Origin of the sequence: Actinomadura macrotermitis (assembly GCF_009604375.1) — a bacterium.
GTDB lineage: Bacteria > Actinomycetota > Actinomycetes > Streptosporangiales > Streptosporangiaceae > Spirillospora > Spirillospora macrotermitis.
In genome coordinates this window covers 617,245-632,970 of record NZ_WEGH01000002.1, presented here as the reverse complement: position 1 = coordinate 632,970, position 15,726 = coordinate 617,245, and the positions used below count along the sequence as shown (strand labels likewise).

The following is a 15,726-nucleotide window of genomic DNA, read 5'->3' as shown; positions in this document are numbered from 1 at the left end:
GGCCCATCATGCATGAGCGGCGGTCCCGGGACCGGCCCCTTGGCGGGCGGGCCGGTCCCGGCGCCGGCTCAGCTCATGATCTTGGACATGAAGTCCGGGTTGGCCTTGGTCCAGGCGTCCACCCCGGCCGCCGGGTCGCCCTTGTGCTGGTTGATCACGAGATCTTCCAGCGGGAAGAGCTTGTCGTCGGTCATGGTGAACCTCTTCAGCCACCCGTTCAGCTCGGGGAAGTCCTTCGCGAAGCCCTGGCGGGCCAGCATGGTGGCCTTCTCGGCGTCGCCGAACGCCTTCTTCGGGTCGGCCAGCGGCTTGATCGGGAACTTGCTGTAGGCCCAGTGCGGCTTCCACAGCGTCACCACGATCGGCTGCTTCGCCGCCGCCGACCGGCTGAGCTCGGCCAGCATCGCGGGCGTGGAGCCCTGCACCAGCTCGTACTTGCCGGCCAGCCCGTAGCCCGGGATCACCTTGCCCTTGACGATCTTCATCTCGCCGGCGCTCGGCTCGATGCCGACGATCCGCCTCTTGTAGCGGCCCGGGTTCTTCGCCAGGTCGGCGACGCTGTTCGCCGGGTCGTCCTTCAGCACCGCCAGCTGCATGCTCGCGTCGCCGTACCAGGGCCCGATCGTCTCGATCTTGTCCTTGTACCGGGTGTAGTAGTCGGCGTGCGTGGCGGGCAGCCACGAGTCCAGGAACAGGTCGACGTCGCCGGAGGCCAGGCCCGAGTACAGCGGGCCCGCGTCGACCTGCTGCAGCTTGACGTCGTAACCCTTCTTCTCCAGCTCCCGCTTCCACAGGTGACTGATCGCGACGTCCTCGTCCCAGGGGATGTAGCCGATGGTCAGCTTCTTCCCCTTGACGCCGTCCGCGCCGGTCAGCCCGAACCCCGCCGACACCAGCGCCAGCACCAGCACGCCGCCGAGCGCGAACGCCGGGCGCGGCCGGTAGGCCAGCACGGCGCGGCGGCCCGCCTCGGCGGTGCGCGTGCGCCCGGCCGGGCTGAGCCGGGAGCCGAGCGCGCCGGTCAGCCGGTCCAGGGTGATGGCGAGGACGACGACCGCCAGGCCCGCCTCGAAGCCCTTGCCGACGTCCAGCTGGGTGATCGCGCCGAACACCTCGGCGCCGAGGCCGCCCGCGCCGACCATGCCGGCGGTGACCACCATCGACAGCGACAGCATGATCACCTGGTTCACGCCGGTCATGATGGTGCCGAGCGCCAGCGGCAGCTGCACCCGGGTCAGGATGCGCGCGGGCGGGCTGCCGAACGCCTGCGCGGCCTCCACCGTCTCGGTGTCGACCTGGGCGATGCCGAGCCGGGTCAGCCGCACCCCCGGCGGCAGCGCGAAGATCATCGTGGCGATGACGCCGGGCACCTGGCCGACCCCGAAGAAGAAGATCGCCGGGATCAGGTAGACGAACGCCGGCATCGTCTGCATGAAGTCCAGCAGCGGCTGGACCACCGCCGCCACCCGCGGGCGGCGCGCCGACCAGACGCCGAGCGGGACGCCCACCGCCAGCGCCACCACGCTCGACACCAGCACCAGGGCCAGCGTCTTCATCGCCGAGTCCCACTCGCCGAGGTTGTCGATGAGCAGCATCCCGGCGAGGCCGAACAGCGCGAACAGCGGGCCGCGCAGCCACCAGCCGAGCAGCGCCACGATCAGCGCCATGACGAGCGCGGGCGGGCCGGACAGCACCGCCTCCACCCCGTCGACCAGGCCGGACACGGCGTCCTTGACCACGTCGAAGACGGGCCGGCCGTGCTCGGTGAGGAAGGAGACGGCGTCGTCGACGCGGTCCCCGATCGGGAGCTTACGCATGCGCGGCCACCTCCCCGGCGTTGCCGAGCGCGGCCAGCAGCGTGACGCGCGGGATGACGCCGAGCAGCCGCCCGGCCCCGTCGGCCACCGGCACCGGCACCGGGCTCTCGGCGCACCGGCCGAACAGGTCGGCGAGCGCGGTGTCGGGGCTCACCGGCGCCACCTCGCGGTCGATCAGCCCCTCCAGCGACGAGACGCCGTCGCGGACGGCCCGCGCGGCGGGCTCGGCGTGCACGACGCCGATCAGCCGGCGGTCCCGGCCGACGACGAAGGCGCCCGCGGACTGGGTCTCGCGCATCGCCCGCACCGCCGCCCGCGGGCCGTTCCCGGCGTCCACGATCGCCAGCGGCTTCTCCATCACCGAGTCGGCGGTGAGCACCCGCGCCCGGTCCACGTCGGCCACGAACTGGGCCACGTAGTCGTTGGCGGGGTCGGTCAGGATCTCCTCGGCGGTGCCGATCTGCATGACCCGGCCGCCGCGCATCATCGCGACCCGGTCGCCGAGCCGCATCGCCTCGTTCAGGTCGTGGGTGATGAACACGATCGTCTTGCCCAGCCCGGACTGCAGCTCCAGCAGCAGCTCCTGCATCTCCCGCCGGATCAGCGGGTCGAGGGCGCTGAACGCCTCGTCCATCAGCATGATGTCGGTGCCGGCCGTGAGGGCCCGCGCGATCCCGACGCGCTGCTGCATGCCGCCCGACAGCTCGCCCGGCAGCTTGTCCTCCCAGCCCTCCAGGCCGACGACCCGCAGGAACTCACGGGCCTTGCCCAGCCGTTCCTCCTTCGGGACGTTCTGAACTTCAAGGGCATAGGCGGCGTTCTCCAGCACCGTGCGGTGCGGGAACAGCGCGAAGTGCTGGAAGACCATGCTGATCTTCTTCTGCCGCACCTCGCGCAGGCCCTTCGGCGAAAGGCGGGTCAGGTCGGTGCCGTCGATCAGCACCCGCCCCGCCGTCGGCTCCAGCAGCCCGTTCAGCATGCGGATCAGGGTCGACTTGCCCGACCCCGACAGGCCCATGACCACGAAGATCTCTCCGGGCCGTACCTCGAACGACACGTCGAGCACGGCGGGCGTGACGCCCAGCCCGGCGATGTCCGCGCCGTCCCTCAGCCTGCGTTGCGCTTCGGCGGCCTTCCGGCCGAAGATCTTGGTGACGCCCTCGGCGCGCAGTGTGGACATGTTCTCCTCCCGGAGGTCCCCTGCGCGCGTCGGCCCAGGGCGCGACGCCGCACGGGCGCCGTCCCCTGGGCGGAGGCACGTGGAGACCGGTTCAGAGCTCTCCGGCGCCCGATGCCGCACGTGAGTAAACCGCAGGCAAAACAGGCACCCTGACTGTGCGTCAAGCGAAAGTACCTGTAAAGAGCAGATATTTCATCTTTGAGTGATCCCGGCCACAGAAAACGCCCCCCACCAGTGGCGGGGGGCGCATCGACCGGACGTCAGACCTTGCTCTGGTGGAAGTTCAGATACGACCGCGACGGCGTCGGCCCCCGCTGGTTCTGATAGCGCGAACCATACTTCTCCGACCCGTACGGGTACTCCGCCGGCGAACTCGTCCGGAACAGGCACATCTGCCCGATCTTCATCCCGGGCCACAACTTGATCGGCAGCGTCGCCACATTGGACAGCTCCAACGTCACGTGCCCGGTGAACCCGGGGTCGATCCACCCGGCCGTCGAGTGCGTCAGCAACCCGAGCCGCCCGAGGGAGCTCTTGCCCTCCAACCTGGCAGCCAGATCATCGGGCAGCGCGAACACCTCATACGTCGAGGCCAGCACGAACTCGCCCGGATGAAGCACGAACGCCTCGTCGGGCTCGACCTCCACCAGCCGCGTCAGATCGCTCTGCTCGATGGCGGGGTCGATGTGCGGGTACTTGTGGTTCTCGAACACCCGGAAGTACCGGTCGAGCCGGCAGTCCACACTGGACGGCTGGACCATGTCCGGCTCGAACGGGTCGATCCTGACCCGCCCGGACTCGACTTCGGCCCTGATATCGCGATCGGAGAGCAGCACGTCAGAACGGTACCGGCTCCAGCGGGGAGTCCGCCCACCCGCCACGGTTCCCGCAGCCCCCCGACTATCCGGTACCATGTCCGAACGACGGCACCCCCGTCGACGCGGATGTAGTTCAATGGCAGAACTTCAGCTTCCCAAGCTGATAGCGCGGGTTCGATTCCCGTCATCCGCTCCACACAAGGCCCAGGCCGGGGACAACTCCTGAACCTGGGCCTTCGTCGTTCCAGCCGCAGCGCCGCCCCTGGCACATCGGCCACCGGCCCGCCATCAGGCGAACAAGCGTCGGTCATCGCTCACCACGTATGCCGACGCCCACCGCTCCCGTCCGCCGTCGCACCGCGACCGCAGGTTGGGAGAGGTAGCTGACCATGCGCGCGTGGGTGATCTGGACGGTGTTGATCTCACTTGTGAACAGCGGCTCTAGTCAGGTCTCACCAGTGCTGAGTGGTGATCCCGGATAGGTCCAGTCGCTCGGGTTGGAGCGGTGTGCGCGGACGCTCGCCAGGCGGGGAACAGAGGTCGTGTCGTTGGAGTCTGTGCGGATCCGACGCATCAGGATCGCTTCGACATGGTCGCCGAGTGCCCTGTCGGGAACCTTGCGCCATACCTTCGAGCGCCGGGATCCGAGGGTGTTCTCAGCGAGGTCCGCGCGTTCGAGATCGGGAGTGCCGGTGGCTGCGTGCAGGGTCTGGCGGGCGCGGTGCCGGTTGGCTCTGTGAGGGAACCGCTTGTTCAAGCGGATGGCGGTTCGCGAACTTTTGTTGTTCTCGCCGTAGTCGTCGCGGCGGTCGCGGGCATAGCTCAGGCGCTTCTTGTCCTGGGGGCTGCGTCGACTCACCCATGCAGCCTAGATCGGAGGCTGTAGAAACATCGACCGGATAGATCGGTGCAAAGAGCCATGTCAGTGAGACCATGCGGCGTCTACCAGGATGGCCGCACGGACTTGAGGTACCCCTGCGTGTGCTGCGGCCATCTGACGATGGAGGCGTCGCCGGATTCTTACCAGATCTGTCCTGTGTGCTTTAGGAGGACGATGCGGATCAGTTGCGGTGGCCGGACTGGGCGGCACCTCCCAACCGGGTCTCCCTGATCCAGGCACAGCAGAACTACAAGACGCTCGGTGCCTGTGAGGAGCGGATGGCGAAGCACGTCCGGCCGGCCCGAGACGACGAACCGATAGACCAGGGCTGGCGCCCCATCGACCCTCGTCGGGACCGCTTCGAACCTCGCGCTGCCCCTTTGGCTCTCCGGCCAGACGACTACACCGTCCTCTACTGGTGGCGCCAGCGGAGTGCGCATGCCCTGTGACCAGGGCTTATTGAGCCTTGGATGTTGGGATCATGGGGAGGCGGTGTTCGCGTCGCTGCGCGGCTGGCGTGCTCACCAACGCTCATCAAGTTCGGCCAGATGGGCCCGGAACTTGCGGCCGTCGCGGCCTAACAGGTTATGGGCAACGACTTCAAGAACATGGCGCACGTCTGTCATGGGCGTACAGCATCCCCATTTGCCGCAACCGCTGGCGTCATCGTGGACGCGGTGAGCAGGATTGTGGATGTGACCCGACCAGAGTCGCAACGCTTCAGCGGTGATGCCAGGCCAAAACCTGTGGCTCTCCAGCAAAGCGACTACATGTAGGCCGTGGGGAGAAAGCCCAGGCAGATGGGAAGTTCGACGGCTGGGCCGCGGTAGCCGACGAGGAAGCACGTCGGTCCGCAGCCGGCCGGGCCGCTTACGCGGCACGATCCTTTCGGTTGATCGTCATGCCTGAAGCCTACTGCCGGCTCGCTGGCTGAACGAGCTCGAATCAGGGGCTGCGCCGCTCAATGTGGTTACGTTGGGGGCCGTCGGCCTGGGTGCTGGAGGATGAGGGCATGGATAATCTCGTGAGGTTTATCCACGCTCGCTATGAGGCGGACTGTCACGCCTTTGCCTACGTGGCTCAGGTCTTCGGCGGTGAGGCCCTCCTCGACAGCCACCTGCCCATGCTTGATCTGATCGACAGTCTGGCCAGGGACTACACAGCCATGGGGCCCGACGACCCTCGCTCGGCCGGTCTTGCCCACGCGCTTCGTGTTCTTGCGCAGTCGTATGCCGAACACCCTGACTACCGCCAGGAATGGCGTCCCTAAGTCCGGGATCCTCCCGGGACGTACTGGCGTCCAGCGTCGTTAGGTGCCGGAGTTGCGTTGTGAAGCGGTTCGCTGGATCGACGATGAGTCGTGGCCGTGCGTCGTCGAGGTTCAGGTCGTCGATGCGGCAGGTCGGCGCTGGTCCCTGATTGACAGTGCGTGATCTTTGGCCGACTCGATGTACTGACCCCTGATGTGGTCTTTCCGGTTGAGGTGCGAGGTCCGCGGAGACGCGGCTGCGGCCGAGAACGCGATCGTTGAGATCTCCACGGCTTCACCGGATGCGGTGGAGACGCCGGATGGGCAGGACGTCTTCGCCGTGGAGCGAAGCCAGCTGATCCAGTGCAAGATCGCGCAGGCCCATCGCACGCCTCGACAGCCAGTATGGGACAGCCTTCAGGCCGCCGCAGTTCAAGGTGGGCGCGGGCTTGCTCATGGAGTAGTGATGGCTGGCGGGCGCCTCTCGCAACTTCCGTCCGAACGGTGGCCACGAGGGCGTGCCGCCATCCTGTTGGCGACGCCGTTCTCTGGTCCCCTCTGCCTTCCGGAGGTCCTCGCTCAGGTCGATCTCTGGCCATGTGCCGCCAGGTCCGTCTTTTCGGCGAAGACGTGCGCGGCAGCCATCTGGGTCTACATACGCGGCTGGCTGGAGTTCTATGAGCAGAAAGCCGACGCCGAGCGCATTATCCGCGACGGAGATGCCGAGGGGTGGACCTTCCCGCAAGGCGGCTGGCTCGACGCTGCGTGCTACGCCCGGGCGGTTCGCTCCGAGCACGAGGTTCTCGACCTGATCCGGAAGATCGCTGCACTTCCCGCCGCTGACGAGGACGACGACCGTGTCTGCGGGCTCTTTCTCGTCATCGGCCGAGCGCCAGAGCGATATGACTACCTCTGGCGTTAGCCACTGCTTCTCACCATCGGCGCAGCCTCGCATCATGCGTCGATAAGGGGTGGAGAAGCCGTGGCCGTGCGGGCATCCTGGCCGGATGCTGATCAGGGAAGCCACCGCGGATGACTGGCCTGCCATCTGGCCTTTCTTCCACTCGATCGTTGCCGCAGGTGAGAGCTTCACCTACCCGACGGACCTCGGTGAGGAGCAGGGACGTGACTGGTGGCTCCTGCCCGCTCCCGACCGGACGGTTGTGGCGGTGGACGATGCGGGCGTTGTCCTGGGCACGGCGAAGATGAACCGCAACCACATGGGGAACGCATCGCATATCGCAAGCGCCAGCTACATGGTCGATCCCGCGCATGCCGGGCGGGGCGTGGGGCGTGCGTTGTGCGAGTACACGCTGGAATGGGCGCGTGCGGCTGGTTACCGAGCGATGCAGTTCAACGCGGTCGTGGAGACGAACGTGCGGGCGGTGAAGCTGTACGAGTCGCTGGGCTTCGAGGTGCTGGGCACGTTGCCGGAGGGCTTCCGTCACCCGACAGAGGGCTATGTCGGGCTGCACATCATGCACCGCGCGATCTGACGAGCCGAAGGCCGGCGATCTGGGCCGGGTGGGTGAGTTGGGGGTAGTGGCCAGCGCCGGCGATCTCGGTTACCGGGTGGATGGTGGGTGCGGTCAGCGGGTCGGCCGAGCCGGTGATGATGTGGGTGGGGACGGTCAGCCGGGCCAGGAGGGCTCTTGATTCCTCGCGTTCGGCGTGGTCCTTGCGCAGAGCCTGGATCGTCCGGTGGGCGACGCCGGGGCGGTGCAGGTCGATGGCTGCGCTTTTGATTTCGGCGCCCTCTGGGAGCCCTAGCGTCTTGGCGAGGCGGGCGGGGGACAGGCGGCGTAGGAGTGGTGGGGCCAGGAGTGAGCGGGTGAAGCGCGGGCTGGCGGCCTGCAGGAATGACGGGGCGATGAGGACGAGCCCGTCGATTCTTTCGGGATGTGCGGCGGCGTACCGAAGTACGGGGCCGCAGGCCAGTGAGTGCGCCACCAGGACCGGGCGGGTCTGCACTGGAGCCATCAGGTCGGCTAGCCACGCGTCCGTTGAGTGGGCGGAGGCCGAGCGGCCGAGTCCCGGTAGGTCGGGCGCCAGGATCGGGCCGGGCAGGTGGGCGGCGAGGGGTGCCCAGAGGTCGGCGTTCATCGGTGCCCCGTGCAGCAGGACGTGGCCGGGACGGTGCCGCTCGCCCATGATCCAGGTGCGGTCGTGGAAGCCATAGGGCTCCAGCCAGGGTGTCGTGGTGCCGAAGCGTGCGCCCACCAGGTCGTCGGCCCAGGTGCGCAGGGCTTCGGCGGCCGGGGGCATCTCCAGGCCGGCGGCCTCGGCGAGGGCGCGGGCGGAGGCTGTCGGGTAGCGGTCGGGCGACAGGAACGACAGCGTCTCCGGGTCGGCGCCGGTGAGCCTGCGCGGCAGCCGTCGCAGCAGGGCGACGGGTATGGCGCGGCGGGGTGTCGGCACGCCCAGGTGGGCGGCGAGCGTGCTGACCAGTTCCGGTAAGAGGGGTGTGTCGTCGTCGAGCACCCAGTGGTGTTCTCCGGCTGGTGCTTCCGGGATCTTTGCTAGGAAGCGGGTGAAGTAGTCGATCGTGACGATCGGCACGAAGGTGTCAGGGCCGCCCGGAAGCGCCGGGAGCCGCCGGTGCCACAGGTCCGCGACGAGGCCGGCCAGGCCGATGTACTGGCCCGGCCCGATCACGGTGCTGGGGTTGGCGATGGTCAGCGGGACGTCCAGTTCGCGCGCCCGGCGGCGTACCGCGAGGTCGCCCTCGAACTTGGACGCCTCGTACGCGCCCAGGGCGGCGTAGTCGGGACGTCCGTCGGGCGCGCTCACCCGATACCCGCTGATGTGTACGAGCCGCCGCAAAGCGGGCAGCGTGGCGGCCCATTCGAGCACGTTGACGGCCCCGGTCACGTTGACCGCCCGCGCCTCTTCCACGCCGAGGCCGAAGGCATAGCGGGCGGCGGCGTTGTAGACGTCACGCGCAGCGGGCAGACCGGAGAGGGGCTGGGCGATGTCGGCGGCGATGACGGTCAGCCCGCTGGTGTCGGTCGGCCAGGGGGTACGGGTGTCGTCGCGGACCACTGCGGCCACCTGTTGTCCCTGGCTGAGGAGTTCAGCGACCAGGTGGCGGCCGATGAAGCCGGTCGCACCGAAGACGAGCGCGTCCATGCGGACTCCTGAAATAGATCGGTCTACATATTTTTGGAGCAGGAAAAAGCCCGCCGGTCACGGCGGGCCGGTTCAGTGCAGGAGTGCGGTGATCTGGCGGGTGACGCGGGTCAGCGGCTCTCTGCTGCGGTGCGCCCGGGCCAGCAGGAGCGCCCCTTCGATCAGGGCCAGGATCGTGACGGCCAGGTCGTCGGCGTCCGGGCGGTCGGCCAAGCGCGCGCGCAGTGCCTCCTCCCATGAGGTGTAGATTTCCGAGCACGCTTTTTGCAGCGGATCGTTGCCGGCGGCCATTTCCAGGGCCACGGTCGCGATCGGGCATCCCTTGCGCCAGTCCGATTCCTCCATGCGGGCGCCCAGGGCCCGCAGGATCGCCTCGACGAGTTCCGCCGCCGAGGGGGCGGCCGGTCCGTCCAGGGTGGCGGCGATCTCCTGGCCCGCCCTGCGCAGGGACGCGCCGACCAGTTCGTCCTTACCGCCGGGGAAGTGGAAGTAGAGCGAGCCGCGCGGCGCGCCGCTGGCAGCGATGACCTGGTTGAGGCCGGCGCCGTAGTAGCCCCCGGACTCGATGAGCTCCTGGGTCGCGTCCAGCAAGCGGTCCCGCGTCTCGGCGCCCTTCCGTCCCATGGTCGAAAAGTAGACCGATCTACATATTCTGTCAACGCCGCCGGTAGCCCGGTGCCAGGTTCGGGATTCCTCAGGGGATCACGGGGTCACACCGTCGCGGAGCGGCTGGAGCCTGTCCACCAGGGCCCGCCTCGACGGCGGCTGGGCGATCACGTCCAGACGGCTGACCCAGTGGGCGCTGTCGGGGCACGGCGCCGCTTGGTCCCGATCGGTTCCGCTGAGGTCGAACGACGTGACGAGCCGGCCGGACTTGGACGCGTAGACCTCGAAGTGATGCGTCGCCGGCACGACCGGGACCGTGCTCGTGTGCGAGCCCGGCCCCCCGATGTCCCTGAACTCGCACGTCGCGACCCGGCGCTTCCCGGACGGCGTGGCGGTATGGCAGAGCACCAGCGCCGCGGCGGTCACCTGGTAACCCTCGCGAGGGCCGGGCTCCCACCCGTCGGGGAGGAACACTTTCGCGAGCAACGCATCGTCATCGCGCGGGAACTCGGGTGTGGGAACCGCCGTGTAACCGCCGTTGAACCATTCCTGGGTGAACAGGTTGGGGCCACTGCGCCGGTATGTCGCGGCTTGACCGGTGAACGCCTTGGAAGCGGCGCACGCACGGTTGCGCTTCCAGCCCTCTTCCATGGCCCCGGTTTGCGGTGAGCCGCTCGCAGACGGCCTCGTCCGTCCCTGGGCGGGCGGGGTGTCCGAGCCGGAGCAAGCCGTCAAAAGGCAGGCGGAGATCACGGCGGTCATGATGCTTTCGGTCACCGCTGGGATGCGCACGGTCCTCACCGTTGCGGAGGATCCTGATCGAAGGCAACCCCGGATGCCCGTTCCGGCCGCGAGCGGTCCGCGTGTCCTAAGAGCGGGTCGTGGTGATCAGCCAGGCCGCCGAGGCGTAGCGGACGCCGTCCGGGCCGTGGTGCTCCTCCAGCGTGGCCCGCAGGGCGCCGAGGGCCTGGCGGCGCCGGTCGTCGTCCAGCCCTTCGAGCATCCAGCCGAGCAGGCCGGCGAGGAAGTCGTAGGCCTCGTCGGGGTCGGCGCCGAAGCACATGGACTTCTGCAACGGGCGTATGTCCGGATCGGTGAACCCGGCGCCGGTGAGCAGGCCGCGGACCCGCCCGGGGTCGGCCAGGGCGAAGGGGCCGGGCGCGCCGGGCTGCGGCGGGGGCAGCGGGCGGCCGGCGGCGAGGGCGCCGGCCAGGGACAGGAACCACTCGTTGGCCTGCAACGGTTGCCAGACCAGCTGCACGAGGCGGCCGCCGGGGCGCAGGGTGCGGGCCACGTTGGCGAACGCGGCGGCGGGGTCGGCGAAGAACATCGTGCCGGTGCGGCTGACGGCCACGTCGAAGTGCGCGTCGGGGAAGGGGTGCACCTGGGCGTCGGCCTGCTCGAAGACGGCGTTGGAGATCCCTTCGGCGGCGGCCCGGTCGCGCGCGACCTGCAGCATCCGCGCCGACAGGTCCACGCCGAGAACACCCCCGCGGACGGCGCGGCGGGCGGCGTCCAGCGCGGTCCGGCCGGCGCCGCAGCCGATGTCCAGCACCTGGTCGGCGGGGCCGACGGCGGCGGCCTCCTGGAGCGGGGCCCGGTAGCCGGCCAGGTTGCGGTCGAACCGGTCGGCGTGCCGGGCCCAGTACTCGCCCGCGTCCCCGTCCCAGGAGCGCGCCTGGTCGGCGTTGGCCGGGTCGATGCGCATGGCGGTCCTCTCGTCGTGCACGCGCGGGTCAGCCCTCGACGCCGGTGGCCTCGTCGGAGGTGCCGACCGGCTTGGACTGGGACGAGCCGCGCTGCCGCAGGTAGATGCTGAGCGCGGCCATCGACGCGACGGCCAGGAACTCCGACTGCCAGTTCTGCAGCGTCCGGTTCCAGAAGTCGGCCGAGGTGACGTAGCCGGACCAGGTCACCGGGTCCTCGTAGTCGGCGAGCTGCTCGGCGTTGTAGGCGACGCGGCCCGCGATCGACTGGGCCAGCCAGGACACCAGGAAGATCGCGCCCATCACCAGGCCGAGCGAGCGCGCGAACAGCGCGCCGCGCAGGCCCCCGGCCGCGGCCCAGTGCGGGGAGCCGGCGTCGGCGTGCCGGCCGGTCTTCTGCTCGCGGTCGGACTCCTCGCCCTCCTCGCCGGGCTTCTTGGACTCGGGCGAGCCGCGCTGGACGAGCCAGACGGTCACGAAGATGTAGAGGAAGAACTGCAGGTACTCGGACTGCCAGTTCTCCGCGACGTCCACCGCGAACTGGGACGAGGTGAGGTAGCGGCCGAACGAGATCTCGGCGCCCGCCTGCGCGAGCTGGTCGTCGTTGTACCCGTACCAGCCCGAGACCGCCTGGCCGGCGAGCGCCAGGAGCAGGATGGCGAGGAAGAACAGGGTGAGCGCGTTGTCGCGGAGGAAACGGCGCATCGCGGTCACCTCCCCAGCAGGCCGATGGTGATGACGTAGGCGAGCCCGCCCACGATGATGAACAGCGTCAGCGCGAAGACCGTGCGCATGTCAGGCCTCCACCTGGCAGTCGTAGGGGCCCTTCGGCCTGCTCTCGCAGGCGGCGGCGGTGACCTTCCAGCCGCCGGGGAAGCGGGCGAGGAAGACGGTGTCGCCGGCGAGCCGGACCTGGGCGCGTTCGCCCCACACCTGGACGCCGGTGACCGCGCCGGTGCGCAGGCCGCGGCCGACGATCTCCTTGGCGCACTCGTCGCCGCCCGACTCCAGGCCGGACCGGGCCTTCGGCGCCAGTGCCGCGCACGCCGCGGCGCCGTCATGGCGCTGGGCGGCCTCCAGGAACGACAGCGCGGCCCGGCGGACGTCGGTGTCGTCACCGGCGCGATCACATCCCGCACAGGTGAGCGCGGCCGTCAATCCGAGCGTGACGATGGCGGTGTTCCGACGATATGGGTGCACGCGGAGGCTTTACCCAGGTGATCGGAAAGGATTCCGTCAGACAGGGGTCTCGTCCGGGCGGACGGCGCGCAGCCACCGGCAGCCGTAGGCCGGTAGGTGCAGCGTGACGCGCCCTTCGGCGGAGACGGCGGTGTCGCCGTCCACCAGCAGGTCGCTCAGCACGCAGGAATCGTCCAGCCCTTCAAGGTGCAGCTCTACGCCGGTCTCGGTGTCCCCGAGGTTGTGGACGGCGACGATGGTGCCGCCGTCGATCGTGTAGCAGTGCGCCATGACCGCGTCGGAACCCGACTCCAGCAGGGCGAAATCGCCCCAGGCCATTTCCGGCGTCTCCCGGTAGCGCCCGATGAGGAGCTGTATCCAGGACAGCAGCGACGCCGGGTCGCGGCGCTGGGACGCCACATTGACGCGATCGGGCCCGTATTCGCCCTCGACCAGCTGCGCGGGGAAGCGGGACGGGTCGGCCGTAGAGAACCCCGCTCCAGGCCCGGGACGCCACTGCATCGGCGTGCGAACAGCGTTACGCCCCTCCTCCTCCAGGTTCTCGCCCATCCCTATCTCCTCCCCGTAGAAGAGCACGGGCGTGCCCGGCAGGGAGAACATCAGGCTGTAGACCAGCTTGATGCGGGGCAGGTCGCCGTTCAGCATCGGCGGAAGACGACGGCGCAGACCCCGGTCGTACAGCTGCATGCCCTTGTCGGGGCCGAACGCGTCGAAGACCTCCTGGCGTTCGGCGTCGGACAGCTTGTCCAGGGTCAGCTCGTCGTGGTTGCGGACGAAAGTGGCCCAGTGCCCGTCCGGAGGGGGCAGCGGGCGCGCGCGCAGCGCATCGACGAGCGGACGCGCATCACCCCGCGCCAGCGCAAGATACATCTGCTGCATGCCGATGAAGTCGAAGCACATCGTCAGCTCCGACGCCTCCTCGCCGTAGAAGGCCATCGTGTCCTTGTACGGCAGGTTCACCTCGCCCAGCAGGACGGCCTGGCCGTCCCGGCGGTCCAGGAAGGAGCGCAGGTCGGCGAGGTAGTCGTGCGGGTCGGGCAGTCGCGCCGCGTCGGCCTGGCCGGCCGTCTCCAGCATGAACGGGACCGCGTCCACCCGGAACCCCGACAGGCCGAGCTCCATCCAGAACCCCATGATCCGGGCGATCTCGTCGCGGACCTCGGGGTTGGCGATGTTCAGGTCGGGCTGGTGCCGGTAGAAGCGGTGCAGGTAGTACTGGCGGGTCCTGCGGTCATAGGTCCACAGCCCCTTCTCCTTGTCGGGGAAGACCACGCCCTTCGGGCCGTCGGCGGGCGGCTCGTCCGCCCAGACGTACCAGTCGCGGTGGCGCGCGTCGCGGGAACCGCGGGCGTCCTGGAACCAGGGGTGGCGGTCGGAGGTGTGGTTGACGACCAGGTCGGCGATCACCCGGATGCCGCGGTCGCGGGCGGTGCGCAGGAACTCCACCAGGTCGCCGTGGGTGCCGAGCCGCGGGTCGACGCCGTAGAAGTCGGTGATGTCGTATCCGTCGTCGCGGTCGGGCGTCGGGTAGAACGGCATCAGCCAGATGCAGGTGACGCCGAGCCGGTGCAGGTGGTCGATCCGCTGGGTGAGGCCGTGGAAGTCGCCGCACCCGTCGCCGTCGCCGTCCTGGTAGGTCTCGGCGTCGAGGCAGTAGACGACGGCGTTCTTCCACCACAGGTCGGCGGTCCGGCTGAGTCTCATGACGCCTCCTCCGCACAGGCGTACCCGTTGTGCGCGAAGGCATCCCGCGGCACTGACAGGATGGCCGCATGGAACGCGTGCTTGGAATCGGCGGATACTTCATGAGGGCCGCCGACCCGGCGGCCCTCGCGGCCTGGTACCGCGATTTCCTGGGCCTGGACGCCGACGAGAACGGCCTGTGGCTCCAGGAGGCCGGGCCGACGGTGTTCGCGCCTTTCGAGTCCGGGACCGAGTACTTCGGCTCCCGCGCCCAGCAGACGATGCTCAACTTCCGTGTCCGCGACCTGGACGCGATGCTCGCGCAGTTGCGCGCCAAGGGCGCGGACGTGGCCGAGGAGACCCAGGACATGGCAGGCGTCGGCCGGTTCGGCTGGGTCACCGACCCCGAGGGCAACCGGATCGAGCTGTGGCAGTCCGGCTGACCGGGCCTCACCCCTGCGACGCCTGCCGCAGCCAGTCCGCGAACAGGCCGGGGTCGATGTCGTCCAGGCCGCGGAGCCTGACGCTCGCCATCCGCCGCGCGCCGGCCTCCAGCCGCCCGGACGGGTCGTCGACCTCCTGCCCCTGCCACAGCCCGAACGTCACGTAGTCCTTGTAGGCCTTCAGCAGCGCGACCGGCTCGCGGCCGGGGGCGCCGCCGAGGCTCCACGTCGGGTGCCCGTGCCAGAGGGCCCCGGCGTCCGGCAGCGCGGCGTCGATGATCTGCCGGGCCTTCTCCGCGACCTCCCGCAGCGGCGCGGGGACGGCCTCGATGTACTCCTGGACGGTGCTGGGCTTCGCCATGTCGTGCTCCCTCTCGCTCGGTCTTCGCTGACGCGTCGAGCGGGCCCGCCCTGGATCGACATCCCGGCCGAAGTTTTTCAGGCCGCGACAGAACCGTCTCTGAGCAGCGGAAACCCCGGGGTGCGGCGCCGCCCGGGCTGGTGCTCTTGCGTGACGGAGGCGCAGCATTGGAGGAGGACACGCGTTCGAACAGGGGGGAAGACGATGTCGAAGTTCATGGACGTCCACAGGGGCATGAGCGGGATCAGCGCCGAGGATCTGAACCAGGCGCATCAGGCCGATCTCCAGATCCAGGACGAGGAGGGCGTCGTCTTCGAGCACGCCTGGGCCGACCCTGAGACGGGCGTCGTCTACTGCCTGTCGGAGGCGCCGACCGCGGACGCCGTCCAGCGGATCCACCAGCGCGCCGGCCATCCCGCGGACGAGATCCACGCCGTGTCGCTGGAGGTCTGACCGCCTCCGGCGGCGCGGCCGTTAGAGCGCGCCGGGTAATGGGGTGGTAACGGAACGGGTATTTTTATAAAAGGATTGACGGGAGCGGCCGGGTAAAGCAGGGTGTTCGGCCCCTATGGGAGTGGAAGATTGCCGGGAAGTGAGCGCCCTTGCACGGCGGGGCGAACAAAGCGCGGCACAGGTCATTGCCATCGGGGGGCA

18 protein-coding genes, 1 tRNA gene and 1 pseudogene are annotated in these 15,726 nt (G+C 69.3%); 8 read left to right on the top strand and 12 right to left on the bottom strand.

All coding sequences use genetic code 11. From position 1 onward, the window contains the following. Window positions 1-68: 68 nt before the first annotated feature. From ACRB68_RS41240 to dcd, 3 genes are all read right to left on the bottom strand, one after another. Window positions 69-1,817 (bottom strand): ABC transporter permease/substrate binding protein, encoded by a 1,749-nt coding sequence (locus tag ACRB68_RS41240; RefSeq protein ID WP_153533058.1) that lies wholly within the window; start codon window positions 1,815-1,817, stop codon window positions 69-71. After that, window positions 1,810-2,997, bottom strand: a complete 1,188-nt coding sequence (locus ACRB68_RS14810; protein ID WP_153533057.1) for a quaternary amine ABC transporter ATP-binding protein — start codon at window positions 2,995-2,997, stop codon at window positions 1,810-1,812. The genes ACRB68_RS41240 and ACRB68_RS14810 overlap by 8 nt, the downstream gene beginning before the upstream one ends. Before the next feature lie 260 nt (window positions 2,998-3,257). Further along, entirely contained in the window at window positions 3,258-3,833 is a 576-nt protein-coding gene (gene dcd, locus ACRB68_RS14805) for a dCTP deaminase (RefSeq protein ID WP_328594216.1), read from the bottom strand. 104 nt (window positions 3,834-3,937) lie between these two features. Here dcd and ACRB68_RS14800 point away from each other — a divergent pair. After that, window positions 3,938-4,011, top strand: a tRNA-Gly gene (locus ACRB68_RS14800). Between the two features lie 249 nt (window positions 4,012-4,260). Here the strand turns inward: ACRB68_RS14800 and ACRB68_RS14795 are convergent. Beyond that, window positions 4,261-4,674, bottom strand: coding sequence for a hypothetical protein (locus tag ACRB68_RS14795; protein ID WP_153533056.1), 414 nt, complete (start codon window positions 4,672-4,674; stop codon window positions 4,261-4,263). A gap of 60 nt (window positions 4,675-4,734) precedes the next feature. Here ACRB68_RS14795 and ACRB68_RS42815 point away from each other — a divergent pair, with 60 nt between their 5' ends. The 5 genes and pseudogenes from ACRB68_RS42815 to ACRB68_RS14775 all read left to right on the top strand — a co-directional run bounded on the left by ACRB68_RS42815 (window position 4,735) and on the right by ACRB68_RS14775 (window position 7,440). Next, a complete protein-coding gene (locus tag ACRB68_RS42815; protein WP_407924289.1) occupies window positions 4,735-4,926 on the top strand; it encodes a CPCC family cysteine-rich protein in 192 nt (63 codons plus the stop codon). Beyond that, window positions 4,875-5,144, top strand: a pseudogene (locus ACRB68_RS42810) (CPCC family cysteine-rich protein); the annotation flags it as partial. The gene ACRB68_RS42815 and the pseudogene ACRB68_RS42810, both read left to right, overlap by 52 nt. Window positions 5,145-5,707: 563 nt before the next feature. Next, the gene (locus ACRB68_RS14785; RefSeq protein WP_153533055.1) at window positions 5,708-5,965 is read left to right on the top strand and encodes a DUF6221 family protein; all 258 of its coding nucleotides are present in this window, start codon (window positions 5,708-5,710) and stop codon (window positions 5,963-5,965) included. 193 nt (window positions 5,966-6,158) lie between these two features. Then, the gene (locus tag ACRB68_RS14780) at window positions 6,159-6,866 is read left to right on the top strand and encodes a hypothetical protein (protein ID WP_153533054.1); all 708 of its coding nucleotides are present in this window, start codon (window positions 6,159-6,161) and stop codon (window positions 6,864-6,866) included. An 85-nt stretch (window positions 6,867-6,951) separates the two neighbouring features. Beyond that, window positions 6,952-7,440 (top strand): GNAT family N-acetyltransferase, encoded by a 489-nt coding sequence (locus tag ACRB68_RS14775; protein ID WP_153533053.1) that lies wholly within the window; start codon window positions 6,952-6,954, stop codon window positions 7,438-7,440. Here the strand turns inward: ACRB68_RS14775 and ACRB68_RS14770 are convergent. The 7 genes from ACRB68_RS14770 to ACRB68_RS14740 form a co-directional block, all read right to left on the bottom strand. Next, entirely contained in the window at window positions 7,421-9,073 is a 1,653-nt protein-coding gene (locus ACRB68_RS14770) for an alpha/beta fold hydrolase (protein ID WP_153533052.1), read from the bottom strand. The two genes, ACRB68_RS14775 and ACRB68_RS14770, sit on opposite strands and share 20 nt — an antisense overlap. Window positions 9,074-9,145: 72 nt before the next feature. Continuing rightward, window positions 9,146-9,697 (bottom strand): TetR/AcrR family transcriptional regulator, encoded by a 552-nt coding sequence (locus tag ACRB68_RS14765; RefSeq protein WP_153533051.1) that lies wholly within the window; start codon window positions 9,695-9,697, stop codon window positions 9,146-9,148. 78 nt (window positions 9,698-9,775) lie between these two features. Beyond that, window positions 9,776-10,456, bottom strand: a complete 681-nt coding sequence (locus ACRB68_RS14760) for a hypothetical protein (RefSeq protein WP_153533050.1) — start codon at window positions 10,454-10,456, stop codon at window positions 9,776-9,778. A 91-nt stretch (window positions 10,457-10,547) separates the two neighbouring features. Further along, window positions 10,548-11,408 (bottom strand): class I SAM-dependent methyltransferase, encoded by an 861-nt coding sequence (locus ACRB68_RS14755; RefSeq protein ID WP_207709697.1) that lies wholly within the window; start codon window positions 11,406-11,408, stop codon window positions 10,548-10,550. Window positions 11,409-11,415: 7 nt separating this feature from the next. After that, window positions 11,416-12,090, bottom strand: coding sequence for a DUF6766 family protein (locus ACRB68_RS14750; RefSeq protein WP_153533048.1), 675 nt, complete (start codon window positions 12,088-12,090; stop codon window positions 11,416-11,418). A gap of 90 nt (window positions 12,091-12,180) precedes the next feature. Continuing rightward, complete coding sequence (locus ACRB68_RS14745) at window positions 12,181-12,585, bottom strand: hypothetical protein (protein ID WP_153533047.1); 405 nt, start codon at window positions 12,583-12,585, stop codon at window positions 12,181-12,183. A gap of 36 nt (window positions 12,586-12,621) precedes the next feature. Then, on the bottom strand, window positions 12,622-14,289 hold the full coding sequence (locus ACRB68_RS14740; RefSeq protein ID WP_153533046.1) for an alpha-amylase family protein: 1,668 nt from the start codon (window positions 14,287-14,289) through the stop codon (window positions 12,622-12,624). 68 nt (window positions 14,290-14,357) lie between these two features. Between ACRB68_RS14740 and ACRB68_RS14735 the strand changes: the two genes are divergently transcribed. After that, entirely contained in the window at window positions 14,358-14,711 is a 354-nt protein-coding gene (locus ACRB68_RS14735; protein ID WP_153533045.1) for a VOC family protein, read from the top strand. 7 nt (window positions 14,712-14,718) lie between these two features. On the opposite strand, the gene ACRB68_RS14730 is transcribed toward ACRB68_RS14735, so the two are convergent. Further along, window positions 14,719-15,072 carry a DUF1801 domain-containing protein gene (locus ACRB68_RS14730; protein ID WP_153533044.1) on the bottom strand — a complete coding sequence of 118 codons (354 nt, stop codon included), beginning with the start codon at window positions 15,070-15,072 and terminating at the stop codon, window positions 14,719-14,721. A gap of 216 nt (window positions 15,073-15,288) precedes the next feature. Here ACRB68_RS14730 and ACRB68_RS14725 point away from each other — a divergent pair, with 216 nt between their 5' ends. After that, the gene (locus tag ACRB68_RS14725) at window positions 15,289-15,525 is read left to right on the top strand and encodes an SCO4226 family nickel-binding protein (RefSeq protein ID WP_235959389.1); all 237 of its coding nucleotides are present in this window, start codon (window positions 15,289-15,291) and stop codon (window positions 15,523-15,525) included. Window positions 15,526-15,726 lie beyond the last annotated feature (201 nt).